The 15,584-nt window shown below is 71.6% G+C and carries 14 protein-coding genes; 7 read left to right on the forward strand and 7 right to left on the reverse strand.

Features of this window, described 5'->3' with window-relative positions; all coding sequences use genetic code 11:
- Positions 1-26 precede the first annotated feature (26 nt).
- The gene (locus ACFYY7_RS00350) at positions 27-1,655 is read left to right on the forward strand and encodes a beta-N-acetylhexosaminidase (RefSeq protein WP_388655341.1); all 1,629 of its coding nucleotides are present in this window, start codon (positions 27-29) and stop codon (positions 1,653-1,655) included.
- Positions 1,656-1,754: 99 nt separating this feature from the next.
- Here ACFYY7_RS00350 and ACFYY7_RS00355 read toward each other — a convergent pair whose 3' ends face one another.
- From ACFYY7_RS00355 to ACFYY7_RS00365, 3 genes are all read right to left on the reverse strand, one after another.
- On the reverse strand, positions 1,755-2,114 hold the full coding sequence (locus ACFYY7_RS00355; RefSeq protein ID WP_388655343.1) for a hypothetical protein: 360 nt from the start codon (positions 2,112-2,114) through the stop codon (positions 1,755-1,757).
- A complete protein-coding gene (locus ACFYY7_RS00360) occupies positions 2,111-2,752 on the reverse strand; it encodes a GNAT family N-acetyltransferase (protein ID WP_388655345.1) in 642 nt (213 codons plus the stop codon). The genes ACFYY7_RS00355 and ACFYY7_RS00360 overlap by 4 nt, the downstream gene beginning before the upstream one ends.
- Before the next feature lie 164 nt (positions 2,753-2,916).
- Entirely contained in the window at positions 2,917-3,372 is a 456-nt protein-coding gene (locus ACFYY7_RS00365) for a MarR family winged helix-turn-helix transcriptional regulator (protein ID WP_388655346.1), read from the reverse strand.
- Positions 3,373-3,531: 159 nt separating this feature from the next.
- Here ACFYY7_RS00365 and ACFYY7_RS00370 point away from each other — a divergent pair, with 159 nt between their 5' ends.
- Together ACFYY7_RS00370 and ACFYY7_RS00375 are read left to right on the forward strand one after the other, a co-directional pair.
- Positions 3,532-4,980, forward strand: a complete 1,449-nt coding sequence (locus ACFYY7_RS00370) for an MFS transporter (protein ID WP_388655348.1) — start codon at positions 3,532-3,534, stop codon at positions 4,978-4,980.
- A gap of 222 nt (positions 4,981-5,202) precedes the next feature.
- Entirely contained in the window at positions 5,203-5,973 is a 771-nt protein-coding gene (locus ACFYY7_RS00375) for a hypothetical protein (protein ID WP_388655350.1), read from the forward strand.
- A gap of 138 nt (positions 5,974-6,111) precedes the next feature.
- Here ACFYY7_RS00375 and ACFYY7_RS00380 read toward each other — a convergent pair whose 3' ends face one another.
- The 4 genes from ACFYY7_RS00380 to ACFYY7_RS00395 are packed head-to-tail and all read right to left on the reverse strand — an operon-like array spanning position 6,112 to position 11,950.
- Positions 6,112-7,278 carry an acyl-CoA dehydrogenase family protein gene (locus ACFYY7_RS00380; protein WP_266732808.1) on the reverse strand — a complete coding sequence of 389 codons (1,167 nt, stop codon included), beginning with the start codon at positions 7,276-7,278 and terminating at the stop codon, positions 6,112-6,114.
- Between the two features lie 31 nt (positions 7,279-7,309).
- Positions 7,310-8,251 carry a hydroxymethylglutaryl-CoA lyase gene (locus ACFYY7_RS00385; RefSeq protein ID WP_388655352.1) on the reverse strand — a complete coding sequence of 314 codons (942 nt, stop codon included), beginning with the start codon at positions 8,249-8,251 and terminating at the stop codon, positions 7,310-7,312.
- Entirely contained in the window at positions 8,248-10,335 is a 2,088-nt protein-coding gene (locus tag ACFYY7_RS00390; RefSeq protein ID WP_388655354.1) for an acetyl-CoA carboxylase biotin carboxylase subunit, read from the reverse strand. Before ACFYY7_RS00390 ends, ACFYY7_RS00385 begins: the two co-directional genes overlap by 4 nt.
- 7 nt (positions 10,336-10,342) lie before the next feature.
- A complete protein-coding gene (locus ACFYY7_RS00395) occupies positions 10,343-11,950 on the reverse strand; it encodes a carboxyl transferase domain-containing protein (RefSeq protein WP_351260660.1) in 1,608 nt (535 codons plus the stop codon).
- A gap of 187 nt (positions 11,951-12,137) precedes the next feature.
- On the opposite strand from ACFYY7_RS00395, the gene ACFYY7_RS00400 reads away from it, so the two are divergent.
- The 4 genes from ACFYY7_RS00400 (at position 12,138) to ACFYY7_RS00415 (ending at position 15,583) form a co-directional block, all read left to right on the forward strand.
- On the forward strand, positions 12,138-13,382 hold the full coding sequence (locus ACFYY7_RS00400; protein WP_388655356.1) for a DUF418 domain-containing protein: 1,245 nt from the start codon (positions 12,138-12,140) through the stop codon (positions 13,380-13,382).
- 29 nt (positions 13,383-13,411) lie between these two features.
- Entirely contained in the window at positions 13,412-13,675 is a 264-nt protein-coding gene (locus ACFYY7_RS00405) for a hypothetical protein (protein ID WP_388655358.1), read from the forward strand.
- Between the two features lie 109 nt (positions 13,676-13,784).
- Positions 13,785-14,390, forward strand: coding sequence for a TetR/AcrR family transcriptional regulator (locus ACFYY7_RS00410; protein WP_383710665.1), 606 nt, complete (start codon positions 13,785-13,787; stop codon positions 14,388-14,390).
- Between the two features lie 197 nt (positions 14,391-14,587).
- On the forward strand, positions 14,588-15,583 hold the full coding sequence (locus ACFYY7_RS00415) for a glycosyltransferase family 2 protein (protein ID WP_388655360.1): 996 nt from the start codon (positions 14,588-14,590) through the stop codon (positions 15,581-15,583).
- Position 15,584 lies beyond the last annotated feature (1 nt).

Here is a 15,584-nt window from a genome sequence, read left to right on the forward strand (position 1 = left end):
TGAACCCGTCGAAAGGGACCCGGCTTGTGAGACTGCACAGGACACAGCGCACCGCCCTTCCCCGCCTTCTCGGCTCGCTGCTGCTCGTCACGGCGGCCGGGATCTCCGGTATCGGCGCGGCGGCGGAGGGCGCGGCGGCGGACAGCGGCCCGGCCGCCGCCTCGCCCCGCCCGCTCGACCAGATCGTGCCCGCCCCCGCCGAGGCGAAGCCCGGCGGCACCCCGTACACCATCACGGCGGACACCAGGATCCGCGTCGACGGCTCCGGCGAGGCCCGGAAGGTCGGCGACTACCTGGCGGGCGTGCTGCGCCCGTCCACCGGATACGCGCTGCCGGTCACCGGCGACGCGGGCAACGGCATCCGGCTCCGCCTCTCCCCCGGCAACGGTGAACTGGGCGCCGAGGGCTACCGTCTGAAGTCGAGCCGGGGCTCCGTCACCATCACCGCACGCGGCCCCGCCGGGCTCTTCCACGGCGTCCAGACGCTCCGGCAGCTGCTCCCGGCCGACGTGGAGAAGAAGAGCCCCCAGCAGGGTCCGTGGACCGTCGCGGGCGGCACGGTCACGGACACGCCGCGCTACGCCTACCGCAGCGCGATGCTCGACGTCTCCCGGCACTTCTTCTCGGTCGGCGAGGTCAAGCGGTACATCGACCAGCTCGCCCTCTACAAGATGAACAAGCTCCATCTGCATCTCTCCGACGACCAGGGCTGGCGGATCGCCATCGACTCCTGGCCGCGGCTCGCCACGTACGGCGGCCAGACGGAGGTCGGCGGCGGCCCCGGCGGCTACTACACCAAGAACGACTACAAGGAGATCGTCCGGTACGCGGCCTCCCGCTATCTGGAGGTCGTCCCGGAGATCGACCTGCCCGGCCACACCAACGCGGCACTCGCCTCGTACGCGGAGCTGAACTGCAACGGGGTCGCGCCGCCGCTGTACACCGGCACCAACGTCGGCTTCAGCTCGCTCTGCGTGCCGAAGGCCGTCACGTACGACTTCGTGGACGACGTGGTCCGCGAGCTCGCCGAGCTCACCCCCGGCAAGTACCTCCACATCGGCGGCGACGAGGCGCACTCCACCAGCCACGAGGACTACGTGGCCTTCATGGACAAGGCGCAGGCCATCGTCGGCAAGTACGGCAAGACCGTGATCGGCTGGCACCAGCTGACCGGGGGCACGCCGGTGAAGGGCGCGGTCGCCCAGTACTGGGGTTACGACAGGACGGGCGCCGCCGAGCGCGAGCAGGTCGCGGCCGCCGCCGTGAACGGCACGAAGCTGGTGTTGTCCCCGGCCGACCGCAGCTACCTCGACATGAAGTACGACAAGGACACCAAGCTCGGCCTGGCCTGGGCCGGTTACGTCTCGGTGCAGCGCTCGTACGACTGGGACCCGGCGACGTACCTGGCCGGCGCCCCGGCGGACTCGATCCTCGGCGTCGAGGCGCCGCTCTGGTCGGAGACCCTGAGCAACAGCGACGAGATCGAGCAGATGGCCTTCCCCCGGCTGCCCGGGGTCGCGGAGCTCGGCTGGTCGCCCGCGGCCACGCACGACTGGGACACGTACAAGGTGCGGCTGGGCGCGCAGGGGCCGAGGCTCTCGGCGCTGGGCATCAACTACTACCGGGCGCCGCAGGTTCCCTGGGCGGCTCGGTGAGCTGACCGGGCCCGTCCGGCGACCGCGCGCCTCCGGTCGCCGGACGGACCCGGTGCTCGCGCTCCACCCGCCCCCTTCGCCCGGGGCCGTCGTCGCCGCTCACCAGACCAGCACCCCGCCGCCCACCGACCGGGCCCGCAGCGCGGCCCGGGTGATGTTGGCGAGCCGGGCCGCCACGTAGTCCTCCCCGTAGCCGCTGTGCGCACCGAGCTCCGCCGTGTGCCCACGCATCAGCTCGCACTCGGCGAGGAAGTCCTCGACGTCCTCCGGCTGTACGTACAGGTCGTCGGCGGCCAGCTGGGGGAAGAACCGGGCCCCGATCGCCCGTGCGTGCTCCGATCCCCAGAGCCTGGTCCGGCTGCTCTCGAACCCGGCCATGTCGCTGCCGTCCTCGGGGTCGTCGAGCAGCCGCTGCTTCCCCGGCTCGTCGTACACGAAGGTGTGCACCAGCAGCGTCATGCCCCGAACTCCCCCCGGCAGCCTTCGAGTCCCTCGACGGTGACCTCGATGCTCCGGCACTCCTCCCAGCGCGCCCGGTCCATCCGCAGCCGCTGCAGGGTGACGGGCGCTCCCCGTACGGCGGCGACCGTGAGGCCGTCAGGCAGGTAGCCGAGCCGGCGCGAGACACCCAGCGAGCGCGGGTTGTCGGTCATCGCGGCCGACACCGCGGTCCGGGCCCCGAGGCCGGCGAAGGCGAGATGCAGGGCGGCGGCCCGCATCTCGGTGCCGATGCCCCGGCCCTGGTGGGCCAGGCCCAGCCACGATCCGGTGCTGACCTGGCCGGTCACGGCGAAGTCCTTGGCCGTCAGGTCCTGCCGCCCGACCACCCTGCCCTCGTACAGCACGGCGAGACTCAGCGCCCAGTCCTGTACCGACCAGTCGGCGACGGTGGACAGCACGTGCTGGAGCACTGCCCTGCCGCGCTCCTCGGGCGGTACGTCGGTCCAGGGGACCGTGAACGGCATCTCGCCCGGCGCGTGCACCCCGCCGGCGGCGACCGACGCGAGGTCGTCCAGCAACTCCAGGTCGGGGAGGCGTAGTTCCAGGCGGGGCGTGCGGAGGCGGAGCCCGTACAGGGGCCAGTGCTGCGGCTTCATGGACGGACTCTGCCGTGCGGGACGGCGCGCTGTCGAGCGGATTCCCCCGCCCCGCCGGGCCGCGGGCCCTTCCGCCGGGGCGCCGCGCTCGCGCGCGTCGGCCACGGACCGGGCGTCGCGAGCCGGGCGGGACTCCACGGCCGAGGCCCGGGCGTCGCGAACGGTCAGGGGCGCGGCCAGGGGCGGCCGGCCAGGCGCTCGATGTCGGTGTTGAAGCGCCTCAGGTAGGCGGCGAAGCCGGAGATGTCCTCGTCCGACCAGTTGGCCATGACCCGCTCCAGGGAGCCGACGAGGCCCTCGCGTTCCGCGTCGAGCATGCGGGCGCCCTCGTCGGTGATCCGGAACTTGCGGGCCATGCCGCCCTCGGGGTCCGGGATGCGTTCCACGAGTCCGGCGCGCATGGCCGCCGCGGTCTGCCGGTTGAGGGTGGAGGCGTCGAGCCCGAAGGCGTCGCTGAGCTCACCGATCGACATCGGCCCCTGGACGCGGACGCGGCTGAGCAGGATGTAGGCGCTGCGGTCCATCAGGCCGTCCTTGCGACGGCTGCCCTTGTTCTGCAGGAGGCCGTGGCGGCTGAGGAGCATCTGCTCGTACTCGACCTCGTGTGTGGGCCTGGTCATGCGCCTGCCGCCTCCTGTTGTCGTCCGGGCGTCCCGGCGTGTTTCCGGATGTCGGCCCTTATCCTCCCACAGGTCTATGCAACATACATATAACGTGCTCGATGCATTAAGTATGTACGATGCATAGTCTTCTTCCGATGTATACCCGAGGAGTCCCGGATGGGCGCGCCCCAGCCATCAACCCGCAGCGGCGGCGTAGTCGCCACGCTGGCCATCGCCGGCACCACCGCGGCGATCATGCAGACCCTGGTCACCCCGCTCATCGCAAAGCTGCCGCAGATCCTGAGCACCACCCCCTCGAACGCGGCGTGGGTGATCACCGTCACCCTGCTGGTGTCCGCCGTCTGTGTGCCCGTCTCCGGACGTCTGGGCGACATGGTCGGCAAGCGCCGGATGCTTCTCGTGTGCTCCGTGCCGCTGATCGTCGGCTCGGTGGTGTGCGCGCTCTCCTCGTCCGTCGTCCCCATGATCGTCGGCCGCGGTCTGCAGGGCATGGGCATGGGTGTGCTGCCGCTCGGCATCGCCCTGCTGCGTGACGTGGTCCCGGCGGAGAAGCTCAGCTCCTCCATCGCGCTGGTCAGCGCCTCCATGGGTATCGGCGGCGCGCTCGGCCTCCCGATCGCCGCGGCGGTCGCCCAGTACACGAACTGGCGGGTGCTGTTCTGGGGCTCGGCCGGCCTGGCCACCGTGGTCGCGGTGCTGATCTGGTTCCTGATCCCCGATGTGCCGGCCGGCGCCAAGGGTCAGCGGTTCGACGTGCTCGGTGCGCTCGGCCTCGGGGCGGGCCTGGTCTGCCTGCTGCTCGCGGTCTCCAAGGGCGCCGACTGGGGCTGGGGCTCGGCCACCACGCTCGGCCTGTTCGCCGCCGCCGTCGTCGTGCTGCTCGCCTGGGGCCTGTGGGAGCTGCGTACCCGCGACCCGCTGGTCGACCTGCGCACCACCGCGCGTCCCCGGGTGCTGATGACCAACCTCGCCTCCGTCTTCGTCGGCTTCGGCATGTACGCCAGCATGCTGATCGCGCCGCAGCTGCTCCAGCTCCCCTCCGCCACCGGCTACGGCCTGGGCCAGTCGATGCTCGCGGCGGGCCTGTGGCTGGCGCCCGGCGGGATCATGATGATGATCGTCTCCCCGCTCGGCGGAAAGCTCATCGACGCCCGTGGGCCGAAGTTCACCCTGGTGTGCGGCATCCTGGTCATCGCGGTCGGCTACGGCCTGGCGCTGGTGCTCATGGGCTCCGCGTGGGGCCTGATGGTGGTGGGCATGGTGACCAGCAGCGGTGTCGGCCTGGCGTACGGTGCGATGCCCGCACTGATCATGGGCTCGGTCCCGCTGTCCGAGACCGCCGCCGCCAACGGCTTCAACACGCTGATGCGCTCGCTCGGTACGTCGATCGGCGCCGCGGTGATCGGCGTGGTCCTCTCCCAGATGACCGTCACCATGGGCGGCTACAGCCTCACCTCCGAGAACGGCTTCCGTACCGGTCTCATGGTCGGCTGCGGCGTCGCCCTGGTCGCGGCGGTGATCGCCGCCGCCATCCCGGCCGCGCGCCGCACCGAGTCCGGCACCGGCACCGAAGCCGCGGTGGAACAGGCCACGGCCAAGGCCTGACCCGCCCCGGCCGCCCGGGCGTCCGGAAACGCACGAGATACGAGCCGACGACAGCGCGTCGGCATTCCGGCCCCGTCAACCAGCCCCGCACTGCGACTGGTTGGCGGGGCCTCCCCGGTTCGTCACGTCGGTGTCCGGCCGTCAGCGCATCGCCCTTCCCTTCCCGGTAAGGTGGCAATCTTCGGCCGGCGACAGCCTCCGGAGCCCTGAAGGCGAACGCCCATGACACACTCCGTGCCGCGCCCCAGCCGCCGCCGCCTCGATGCCGCACTGGACGGCCTCGCGGTCACCTTCCGCGGAATGACCGCCCGCCCCGACGAGAACAACTGCGAGTGCCACTGGGGCAGTGCCGAGGATCTCGCCCAGCTCAAGGTCCCGGACATCGAGCTGGACGACGATCTCCTGCAACGCACCTGGCGGGCCCCTGACTGGAGCGACCACGCGTCGGTGCTGCGCCGGATCCTCCCTCAGTTCGCCCGGTCCCTCGTCGCGGGCCGCGTCGAACCCTTCCTCGGCCCGGAGGAGATCGGCCGCTCGTTCGACCGGGGCCACTGGCAGCAGTGGCCCGCCGAACAGGCCGCGACGGTACGGGAGTTCCTCCATGCCTGGTGGGCCGACACGCTCACCGACCCGGCCCCGGCCGTCCCGGCCCATGAACTCCTCGCCGTGGTCGTCGAGGCATCCGGCGCGCTCACCCCGTGGCTCGCCCACTGGGAGACGCAGACCGGCACCCCGGCCACCCGGCACCTCACCGAGGCCGCCGACCACTGGGAGTACCACCTCCTCGGTGACGAGCTCCCCTGGGACGCCTGGGACAGCGAGGACGACGGGGGCGAGAGGCGCGCCGAGCTGACGGCCTGGCTGCTGGGCCACGCCCGGCCCCGCCTCATCGACCACGGCGCACCCGACGAACTGCTCCACCGCATACGCCTGCTCGGCCTCACCGGCGACGCCCGCTGGGAGGACCCGCACTGGCCCAACCACCGCTACTGACCGACCGGCCTCAACGGCGGACGCCCACGTCCCCCGCCCCCAGCCGGCTCGTGAACCCGTGCCGAAGGAAGATCCGGGCGCGGGCATACGTATGGGGCGGGCCTCCGGGGAGGCCCGCCCCATCGTGTGGGTGCTGCGTCAGGACGGCAGGCCCAGTTCGCGGGCGATCAGCATGCGCTGGACCTCGCTCGTGCCCTCGCCGATCTCCAGGATCTTGGAGTCGCGCCACATCCTGGCCACCGGGTACTCGTTCATGAAGCCGTAGCCGCCGTGGATCTGGGTCGCCTCGCGGGCGTTGTCCACCGCCACCGTCGAGGAGTACAGCTTCGCGATCGCGGCCTCCTTCTTGAAGGGTTCGCCCGCCACCATGCGCGAGGCGGCGTCGCGCCAGCCGACGCGGGCCATGTGGGCGCGCATCTCCATGTCCGCGATCTTGAACTGGATGGCCTGGTTGGCGCCGATCGGGCGGCCGAAGGCGTGGCGCTCGGCGGCGTACTTCACCGACTCGTCGACGCAGCCCTGCGCCAGGCCCGTGGACAGGGCGGAGATGGCGATCCGGCCCTCGTCCAGGATGCGCAGGAACTGTGCGTAGCCGCGGCCCTCCTCGCCCAGCAGGTTCTCCAGCGGGACGCGGACGTCGGAGAAGGACAGCTCGCGGGTGTCCGAGGCGTTCCAGCCGACCTTGGAGTACGGGGCCGCGACCGTGAAGCCGGGGGTGCCGGACGGCACGATGATCGAGGAGATGAGCGGGGCGCCGTTCTCCTTGCGGCCGGTCACCGCGGTCACCGTGACCAGCTCCGTGATGTCCGTACCGGAGTTGGTGATGAAGCACTTGGAGCCGTTGATCACCCACTCGCCGGTGGCCTCGTCGCGCACCGCCGTCGTCCGGGTGCCGCCCGCGTCCGAGCCGCCGTCCGGCTCGGTCAGGCCGAACGCGCCGAGCGCCTCGCCCGAGCAGAGCTTCGGCAGCCACCGCTGCTTCTGCTCCTCGGTGCCGAAGCGGTAGACCGGCATCGCTCCGAGCGAGACCCCGGCCTCCAGGGTGATCGCCACGGAGGAGTCGACCCGGGCCAGCTCCTCCAGGGCGATCCCGAGGGCGAGGTAGTCGCCGCCCATGCCGCCGTACTCCTCGGGGAACGGGAGCCCGAACAGGCCCATCCGCCCCATCTCCCGCACGATCTCGTACGGGAACTCGTGCCGTTCGTAGAAGTCGCCGATCTTCGGCGCGACCACGTCGTGCGCGAACTCCTCGACGGTGCGCCGCAGTTCCTCGTGTTCGGCGGTCAGCCGGTGGTCCAGGGACATGGCAGGGGTCACTCCTTGTGGGAACGGGTGTCTATCGCACCGAGAGCGCGCGGACGGTACGGGACGGGCTGGGTCGGCCCATTCGGTCGGCGAGCCACACGCTGGTGGCGGTGAGCGCGTCGAGATCGACCCCGGTTTCGATACCGAGGCCCTGGAGCATCCACACGAGGTCCTCGGTGGCGAGGTTTCCGGTCGCGCTCTTCGCGTACGGGCAGCCGCCGAGGCCGCCCGCGGAGGCGTCCACCGTGGTCACCCCGTGCTGGAGCGCGGCGAGGGTGTTGGAGAGGGCCTGGCCGTACGTGTCGTGGAAGTGCACGCCGATGGTGTCGGTGTGCACCCCTTCCTCGTTCAGTTCCGAGAGCAGGGTCAGAACGTGGCCGGGCGTGGCGACGCCGATGGTGTCGCCGAGGGAGAGCTCGTCGCAGCCGAGGTCCATCAGCGCCTTGGCGACCCGGACGACCTGGTGGACGGGGACGGGCCCCTCCCACGGGTCGCCGAAGCACATCGACAGGTAGCCGCGGACGTGCACCTTGTCGGCCTTGGCGCGGGCGACGACCGGCTCGAACATGGCGAGCGACTCGTCGACGGTGCGGTTGAGATTGCGGGCGGCGAACGTCTCGGTCGCCGAGCCGAACACCGCGATCCGGCGGGCTCCGAGCGCCAGAGCCCGGTCCAGGCCGCGTTCGTTCGGGACCAGGACCGGCAGCGCGACGCCGTCGATGTCGGCCAGGCGGGGGAACAGGTCCTCGGCGTCGGCCAGTTGGGGCACCCACTTGGGGTGCACGAAGCTGGTCGCCTCGATGGTGGTCAGGCCCGACGCCGCCAGCCGGTGGATGAACTCCGCCTTCACCTCGGTCGGTACGACGGCCTTCTCGTTCTGCAGCCCGTCGCGGGCACCGACCTCGTGGATGCGGACCCGGGCGGGCAGGTCCTGGGCCGGGACGGTCATGGGGAGGGGGCGAGACGTCGTCATGCTTCCTCCCCGGGAGCCACGGGGGCCTCCACGGGGGCGACCACGGCCAGGATCTGGTCCATGGCGACCGTGGCACCGGCGCTGACGTCCAGTTCGGTCACGGTCCCGGCGTGCGGGGCGGAGATGACGTGCTCCATCTTCATGGCCTCCACCACGAGCAGGCTCTGACCGGCCACGACCTCGTCACCGACCGCCACCTTCACGACCGTCACGGTGCCCGGCATGGGCGCGGCGAGGGTGTCCGCCCCGGAACGGCCCGCGCCGGCCAGCGACGCCTCCACCGGGTCGTGATCCTGTACGTGCCAGCTGTCGCCGTCCCGGCCGAGCCACACCCCGTCCGGGGAGGGGGCGTGGCTGAACGCGTGGGTGACACCGGCGAGTTCGAGGGTGAGGCGGGGGCCGGAGACCTCGACCAGCCTGGCCGTCTCCTTGCCGCCGGGCAGCGGGGCCAGCGGGCCGCAGGCCCCCGTCACGGGCTGCGGCGGCTCGGCGCCCTCCCCGACGTGGCCGAACGTCAGCTCCGTACCGGCCGGGCAGGAACGCAGCGAGACCTGCACCGGGTCGTGGCCCGGCAGCCGGAAGTCGAGCACCGTGCGGGCCGGGGTGCCGCCGAGCCGCCAGCCGCTCGGCACCGAGAAGGGGTCCACCCAGCCGGAGACGTTCACCGGGGAGGAGCGGCGCAGGAGTGCGGCTGCCGCGTACACCTCTTCGGGGACGCCCTCCGGGACCAGGCCGGACGCCTCGCGCTCCACCAGACCCGTGTCCAGATCGCCCGCCGCCACCGCCGGATGGGCGAGCAGCCGGCGCAGGAACCCGGCGTTGGTCGGGACGCCGAGGATCACCGTGTCCGCGAGCGCCGCCCGCAGCCGGCGCAGGGCGGTGGGGCGGTCGGGGCCGTACGCGATGACCTTCGACAGCATCGGGTCGTACAGGCTGCCGACCTCGCCGCCCGTGCCGAGCCCGGAGTCCGTCCGCACGCCGTTGCCCTGCGGCTCGTGAAGCGCGAGGACCGTGCCGCCGGAGGGCAGGAAGCCGCGGGCCGGGTCCTCGGCGCAGATCCGGGCCTCGATGGCGTGGCCGGTGAGCGTGATGTCCTGCTGCTGGTAGGGGAGTTGCTCGCCTGCCGCGACCCTGAGCTGCCACTCCACCAGGTCCAGGCCGGTGATCAGCTCGGTGACCGGGTGCTCGACCTGGAGGCGGGTGTTCATCTCCATGAAGTAGTACGAGGCGGGGTCGTTGCCCGGGACGATGAACTCCACCGTGCCCGCGCCGACGTAGCCGCAGGAGCGGGCCGCCTGGACGGCCGCCTCGCCCATCGCCGCCCGGGTCTCCTCGTCGAGCAGGACCGAGGGCGCCTCCTCGATGATCTTCTGGTGGCGGCGCTGGAGCGAGCACTCGCGCTCGCCGAGGTGGACCACGTTGCCGTGGGCGTCGGCCAGCACCTGGATCTCGATGTGCCGGGGGCGGTCGATCCACCGCTCCACCAGCAGGGTGTCGTCGCCGAACGAGGACCGCGCCTCGCGCCGGGCGGCCGCGATCTCGTCCCCGAGCAGCGCCTCGTCGCGCACCAGCCGCATGCCCTTGCCGCCGCCGCCCGCCGAGGGCTTCAGCAGCACCGGCATCCCGATCCCGCCGGCCGCGTCGACCAGCTGGGCATCGGTGAGCCCGCTCCCGGACGAGCCGGGCACTACCGGGACCCCGGCCGCCGCGACCGTCTCCTTGGCCCGGATCTTGTCGCCCATCAGCGTGATCGCGGAGGCGGGCGGGCCGATGAAGACCAGCCCCGCCTCGGCGCACGCCCGCGCGAAGCCCGCGTTCTCGGCGAGGAATCCGTATCCCGGGTGGACGGCCTGCGCGCCGGTGCGACGGGCCGCGTCCAGCAGCGCGGGCACGCTCAGATAGCTCATCGCGGCCGGGGCGGGCCCGATCCGCACCGCCGTGTCGGCCTCCCTCACGTGCCGGGCGTCCGCGTCCGCGTCGCTGAAGACGGCGACCGAGCGGACGCCCAGCTCCCGCAGCGTGCGGATGACACGTACCGCGATCTCGCCGCGGTTGGCGACCAGAACCGTGTCGAACATCGTCATCTGTTCCTCACATCCGGAAGACGCCGAAGCCGGGTTCACCCAGCGGGGCGTTTGCACACGCGGTAAGAGCCAGCCCCAGCACCTGCCGGGTCTCCAGCGGGTCGATCACGCCGTCGTCCCAGAGCCTGGCCGTGGCGTAGTAGGCGTTGCCCTGGGTCTCGTACTGCTCGCGGATCGGGGCCTTGAAGGCCTCCTCGTCGGCCGCGCTCCAGTCGTCGCCCAGCTGGTCGCGCTTGACCGTCGCGAGGACGGACGCGGCCTGCTCGCCGCCCATGACGGAGATCTTCGCGTTGGGCCACATCCACAGGAAGCGGGGGGAGTAGGCCCGGCCGCACATGGAGTAGTTGCCCGCTCCGTACGAACCGCCGACCACCACGGTCAGCTTCGGGACGCGGGTGCAGGCGACCGCCGTGACCATCTTGGCGCCGTGCTTGGCGATGCCGCCGGCCTCGTAGTCCCGGCCGACCATGAACCCGGAGATGTTCTGCAGGAAGACCAGCGGGATGCCGCGCTGGTCGCACAGCTCGATGAAGTGGGCGCCCTTCTGAGCGGACTCGGAGAACAGGATGCCGTTGTTGGCGACGATCCCGACCGGGTGGCCGTGGATCCGGGCGAAGCCGGTGATCAGCGTCGTCCCGTACTCGGCCTTGAACTCGGCGAACCGCGAGCCGTCGACGACCCGGGCGATCACCTCGCGCACGTCGTACGGGGTGCGGGAGTCGACCGGGACGGCGCCGTACAGGCCAGCGGGATCGACCTTCGGCTCCTCGACGGGCTGCACGGACCACGGCAGCGCGCCCCGGTCCGGCAGGGTGGCGACGATGTTCCGCACGATCCGCAGCGCGTGCGCGTCGTCCTCGGCGAGATGGTCGGTCACCCCCGACGTACGGGAGTGCACCTCGCCGCCGCCCAGCTCCTCGGCCGTCACGACCTCACCGGTCGCGGCCTTCACCAGCGGCGGGCCGCCCAGGAAGATCGTGCCCTGGTTGCGGACGATCACGGCCTCGTCGCTCATCGCGGGGACGTACGCCCCGCCCGCCGTGCACGAGCCCAGCACCGCCGCGATCTGCGGAATGCCGGCCCCCGACATCCGGGCCTGGTTGTAGAAGATCCGGCCGAAGTGTTCCCGGTCGGGGAAGACCTCGTCCTGCATCGGCAGGAACGCGCCGCCCGAGTCGACGAGATACAGGCAGGGGAGGCGGTTCTCCAGCGCCACTTCCTGGGCCCGCAGGTGCTTCTTCACCGTCATCGGGTAGTACGTGCCGCCCTTGACGGTCGCGTCATTGGCGACGATCACGCACTCCCGGCCGCTGACCCGGCCGATCCCGGCGATCACCCCGGCCGCCGGGGCGGCGCCCCCGTACAGCCCCTCGGCCGCCAGCGGGGCCAGCTCCAGGAACGGGGAACCCGGGTCGAGCAGGGTGTCCACCCGCTCCCTGGGCAGCAGCTTGCCGCGCGCCACATGCCGGGCGCGGGCCCTCTCACCCCCGCCGAGCCTGGCCGTGGCGAGCCGCTCACGCAGCTCGTCGGCGAGCGCGTGATGCGCCGCCTCGTTGGCCTTCCAGGCCTCGGAGGCGGGATCGGCCGCGCTCGCCAGCACCGGTGCCTGCTGCATCGTGTCGAGCCCCCTTGCCCGTACCGCAGTAGTTAGTGACCGTTAACGTCCGACTTCAGGTTAACGAGCGCTAACAGCCTTGTCCAGGGCGGAATGCCGGGGCGGGATAATGGCCCGCGCCGCTCCCTGACCCGGGGCGGCGACGTTCGCGGACCGACGATGGCCTTCGGGGTGGGGGAAAAGGCGGATGAGTCAGCAGTCGCAGATACGGACGCAGGCGGCGCGGGGCGCGGCCGCGGGGGAGGGGGCGGCCGTTGGAGTGACCGGGAGGCCGCGCGTCCTCGAAGTGGACGCCCTGCGCGGGTTCGCGCTCGCCGGGATCCTGGTCGTGAATCTCCTGACGACCGCCGGACCTCCCGGCGCCAGGGGCGGGCTCGCGGCCGTGCACCCGGCGGACGGGGCGGTGGAATGGCTGGTCGTTCTCCTCGCGCAGTCGAAGTTCTACCTGCTCTTCTCGTTCCTCTTCGGATACAGCTTCACCCTCCAGATGGACTCGGCCGAGCGCGCCGGCGCGCGCTTCGCGCCCCGGATGTCACGGCGGCTGGCCGGACTGTTCGTCCTCGGAATCGCGCACGCGGTGCTGCTGTACACCGGCGACATCCTCATGATCTACGCCCTGCTCGGGCTGGTCCTGCTGGCCGCCCGGAACGCCGGACCCGCCAAGGTCCGGCGGGCGGCGCTGTGGGTGTTCGGCGTCGCGGGCGGGTTCCTGCTGCTGATCGGGCTGGGCGCGGCCCTGCTCGACCCGGGCGACCTGGGCGAGTCCGCCACCGTGAAGGCCGAGCTGACCGCCGCGTACCGGGGCGGCTTCACCGAGGTCGTCGGTGCCAACATCCGGGCGCTGCCCGAGATCCTGGCGGCCGTTCCGCTGATGGGCGGATTCGTGGTCGCCGCCTTCCTCGTGGGGTTCGTGGCCGGACGGCGGCAGTGGCTCGGGGCGGCCGCGCTCGCCGACCGGGCGCGGCTGCGCCGCATCTGCCTGACGGGTCTCGCGGTCGGGGTCCCCGGGGCGGTCTTCTCCGCCGCGGCGCTCGTGGGGCCGCTGCCGGAACGCTGGACGCTGCTGGGCCTGGCGGTCGGTACGGTGGCGGCCCCGGCGCTCTCGGCCGCGTACGCCACCGGGCTGCTGCTCTGGTTCACCACGCGGGGCGGCGCCGCGACGGCCCGGGTCCTCGCGCCCGCCGGGCGGATGGCGCTGACCAACTATCTGACCCAGTCGCTCGTCATGGCCCTGGTCTTCTCCGGGTACGGGCTCGGCCTGTACGGTCGCACGGGCGCCGCGGCGGCGGTCGCCGGGGCGCTGGTGCTGTACGCCGGCCAGCTCGCCCTGAGCGGGTGGCTGATGCGCCGGTACCGGCTCGGTCCCGTGGAGTGGTTGCTGCGTGCGGTGACGCTGTGGGCGCGCCCCGGGAAGGCGGCGGGCGGCCGGTGAGCGGGCGGGACGGTTCGAGGAGGGGTGCGTTGTCGGAACGCCAGGAAGTCGTCGAGCGCAACTTATGGGCCGCACCGGCACTCTTCGCCTTCGTGGCGTGGGTGCTGTTCAAGGCGAGTGACGGCCAGTCGACGGGAAGAGCCGCCTGGATCGTCTACGCGTCGGGCTGGGTTCTGGTTGCCGGAATGCTCGTCCGGGCTGTTGTGCGGCGCAGGAACCCCGGAATCGGTGCCGTCTTCGGGGTCGGCATCCTGCTGGTCATGGGCGCCCTGTTCGCAGCGAATCACGGTTGATTCCATCGTCGGTTCCTTCGTTCCCGGTTCGAGCCGCTCGCCGCCGGGCGGCGCGGTACGACCACGCTCCAGTTAACGTTCGCTAACCGGACTGTCTAGAATCGAATCCATGACCACGAGGACGGACGCCCCCACCCGCCGCGAGCAGATCCTCAAGGAGGCCGCCCGCCTCTTTGCCGAGCGCGGCTTCCACGGTGTCGGTGTCGACGAGATAGGTGCCGCCGTCGGCATCAGCGGTCCCGGGCTCTACCGCCACTTCCCCGGCAAGGACGCGATGCTCGCCGAGCTGCTGGTAGGCATCAGTGAGCGGCTGCTGGCGGGCGGGCAACTGCGCGTGTCGGAGGACGCGGCGTGCGAGGACGGCTCCCCGCAGGCCCTGCTCGACGCGCTCATCGAGGGGCACATCGACTTCGCCCTCGACGACCGTCCCCTGATCACCCTCCACGACCGCGAGCTGGACCGTCTCCGGGACGCCGACCGCAAGCGGGTCCGCCAGCTCCAGCGGCAGTACGTCGAGGTGTGGGTGGAGGTGGTCCGCGAGATGTACCCGGACCTGCCCGAGCACGAGGCCCGCGCCGCCGTCCACGCCGTCTTCGGCCTGCTGAACTCGACCCCGCACCTGGGCCGGCCCGGCGCCCAGCCGGACCGCGCGGACACGGCGGCACTGCTGCACCGGCTGGCCCGCGGGGCGTTCGAGGCGGCGGCCCGCGCGTGAGATGAATGCTCTCGGCGCTTTGAATATATGAATTGATGCGCAGGGAGAGAAGGATCGGAGAAGGGGCGGAGGAGGAGCGGAGGAGGAGGGCCTGAATTCTCCCTCATTTCCCGGTGCAGCTCCGTCCGTCGGGGTGTCGCGGTGATCCACAGGCATATGGTTTGAGTCGTCTCGCCCACGCCTGATGGGGAATTTAAATGAAAACATGTCAGGTTTCGGTCGTTGTCCCCTGTTTCAACGAGGACGAGGTGATCGAGGCGTTTCACCGCGCGCTGATCTCCGTTCTCGAACCGACCCGGCGGACGTTCGAGATCTGTTATGTCGACGACGGCAGCAGCGACCGCACCAGAGCCCGGATCGGCTCGCTCGCCACCGTGGACCAGCGGGTCCGCTACACCTCCTTCAGCCGTAATTTCGGCAAGGAGGCCGCCATGCTCGCCGGGCTGCGCATGTCCCGTGGCGACGCCGTCGTCCTCATGGACGCAGACCTCCAGCACCCCCCGGAACTGCTGCCCCGCATGCTGGAGCTGCGGCAGCACGGGTACGACCAGGTCGTCGCGAGACGGGACCGCACCGGCGAGGGCGCCCTGCGCACGCTGCTCAGCACCGCCTACTACCGCGCCATGGGCCGGTGCATGGACGTGCCGGTCGTCGACGGCGAAGGCGACTTCAGACTGCTGTCGCGCACCGCCGTGGACGCGGTGCTCGCACTGCCCGAGACCAACCGCTTCTCCAAGGGGATCTTCTCCTGGATCGGCTTCGACACCGCCTCCTTCACCTACCGCAACGTGAGACGTGCGGCGGGGCGCTCGAAATGGGGCGGCAGGAATCTGCTCAACTACGGGATCGACGGCCTGATCTCCTTCAACAGCCGCCCGCTGCGCCTGGCCATCCACGCCGGTCTCGCACTCGCGCTGGCGGCGCTGGGATACGCCCTGTGGATCATCGTGGGCGTCGCACTGCACGGAATCGCCGTGCCCGGATACACCACCCTGCTGACCGCCGTCGTGGCCCTCGGCGGAATCCAGCTCGCCACGCTGGGAGTCATCGGCGAATACGTGGGACGCATCTATTGCGAGACCAAACACCGGCCGCATTACGTGGTGCGGGAAGCGAGCGAATCCCCTCACGTTTCCCCGCAGGTTTCCCCGAACGGGCCGGCGGCACTGCCAAACCACGAAGGGCACCACTGAG

The sequence above is a fragment of the Streptomyces sp. NPDC001933 genome (assembly GCF_042890955.1).
Classification (GTDB): Bacteria; Actinomycetota; Actinomycetes; order Streptomycetales; family Streptomycetaceae; genus Streptomyces.

Bases quoted from the DNA above. Each gene is read 5' to 3' on its own strand.
- ACFYY7_RS00370 (WP_388655348.1), top strand. From the start codon at position 3,532: ATGGGCGCGCCCCAGCCATCAACCCGCAGCGGCGGCGTAGTCGCCACG.
- ACFYY7_RS00410 (WP_383710665.1), top strand. From the start codon at position 13,785: ATGACCACGAGGACGGACGCCCCCACCCGCCGCGAGCAGATCCTCAAG.
- ACFYY7_RS00355 (WP_388655343.1), bottom strand. From the start codon at position 2,114: ATGACGCTGCTGGTGCACACCTTCGTGTACGACGAGCCGGGGAAGCAG.
- ACFYY7_RS00385 (WP_388655352.1), bottom strand. From the start codon at position 8,251: ATGACGACGTCTCGCCCCCTCCCCATGACCGTCCCGGCCCAGGACCTG.
- ACFYY7_RS00380 (WP_266732808.1), bottom strand. From the start codon at position 7,278: ATGTCCCTGGACCACCGGCTGACCGCCGAACACGAGGAACTGCGGCGC.
- ACFYY7_RS00395 (WP_351260660.1), bottom strand. From the start codon at position 11,950: ATGCAGCAGGCACCGGTGCTGGCGAGCGCGGCCGATCCCGCCTCCGAG.
- ACFYY7_RS00365 (WP_388655346.1), bottom strand. From the start codon at position 3,372: ATGACCAGGCCCACACACGAGGTCGAGTACGAGCAGATGCTCCTCAGC.
- ACFYY7_RS00400 (WP_388655356.1), top strand. From the start codon at position 12,138: ATGAGTCAGCAGTCGCAGATACGGACGCAGGCGGCGCGGGGCGCGGCC.
- ACFYY7_RS00415 (WP_388655360.1), top strand. From the start codon at position 14,588: ATGAAAACATGTCAGGTTTCGGTCGTTGTCCCCTGTTTCAACGAGGAC.
- ACFYY7_RS00390 (WP_388655354.1), bottom strand. From the start codon at position 10,335: ATGACGATGTTCGACACGGTTCTGGTCGCCAACCGCGGCGAGATCGCG.
- ACFYY7_RS00375 (WP_388655350.1), top strand. From the start codon at position 5,203: ATGACACACTCCGTGCCGCGCCCCAGCCGCCGCCGCCTCGATGCCGCA.
- ACFYY7_RS00360 (WP_388655345.1), bottom strand. From the start codon at position 2,752: ATGAAGCCGCAGCACTGGCCCCTGTACGGGCTCCGCCTCCGCACGCCC.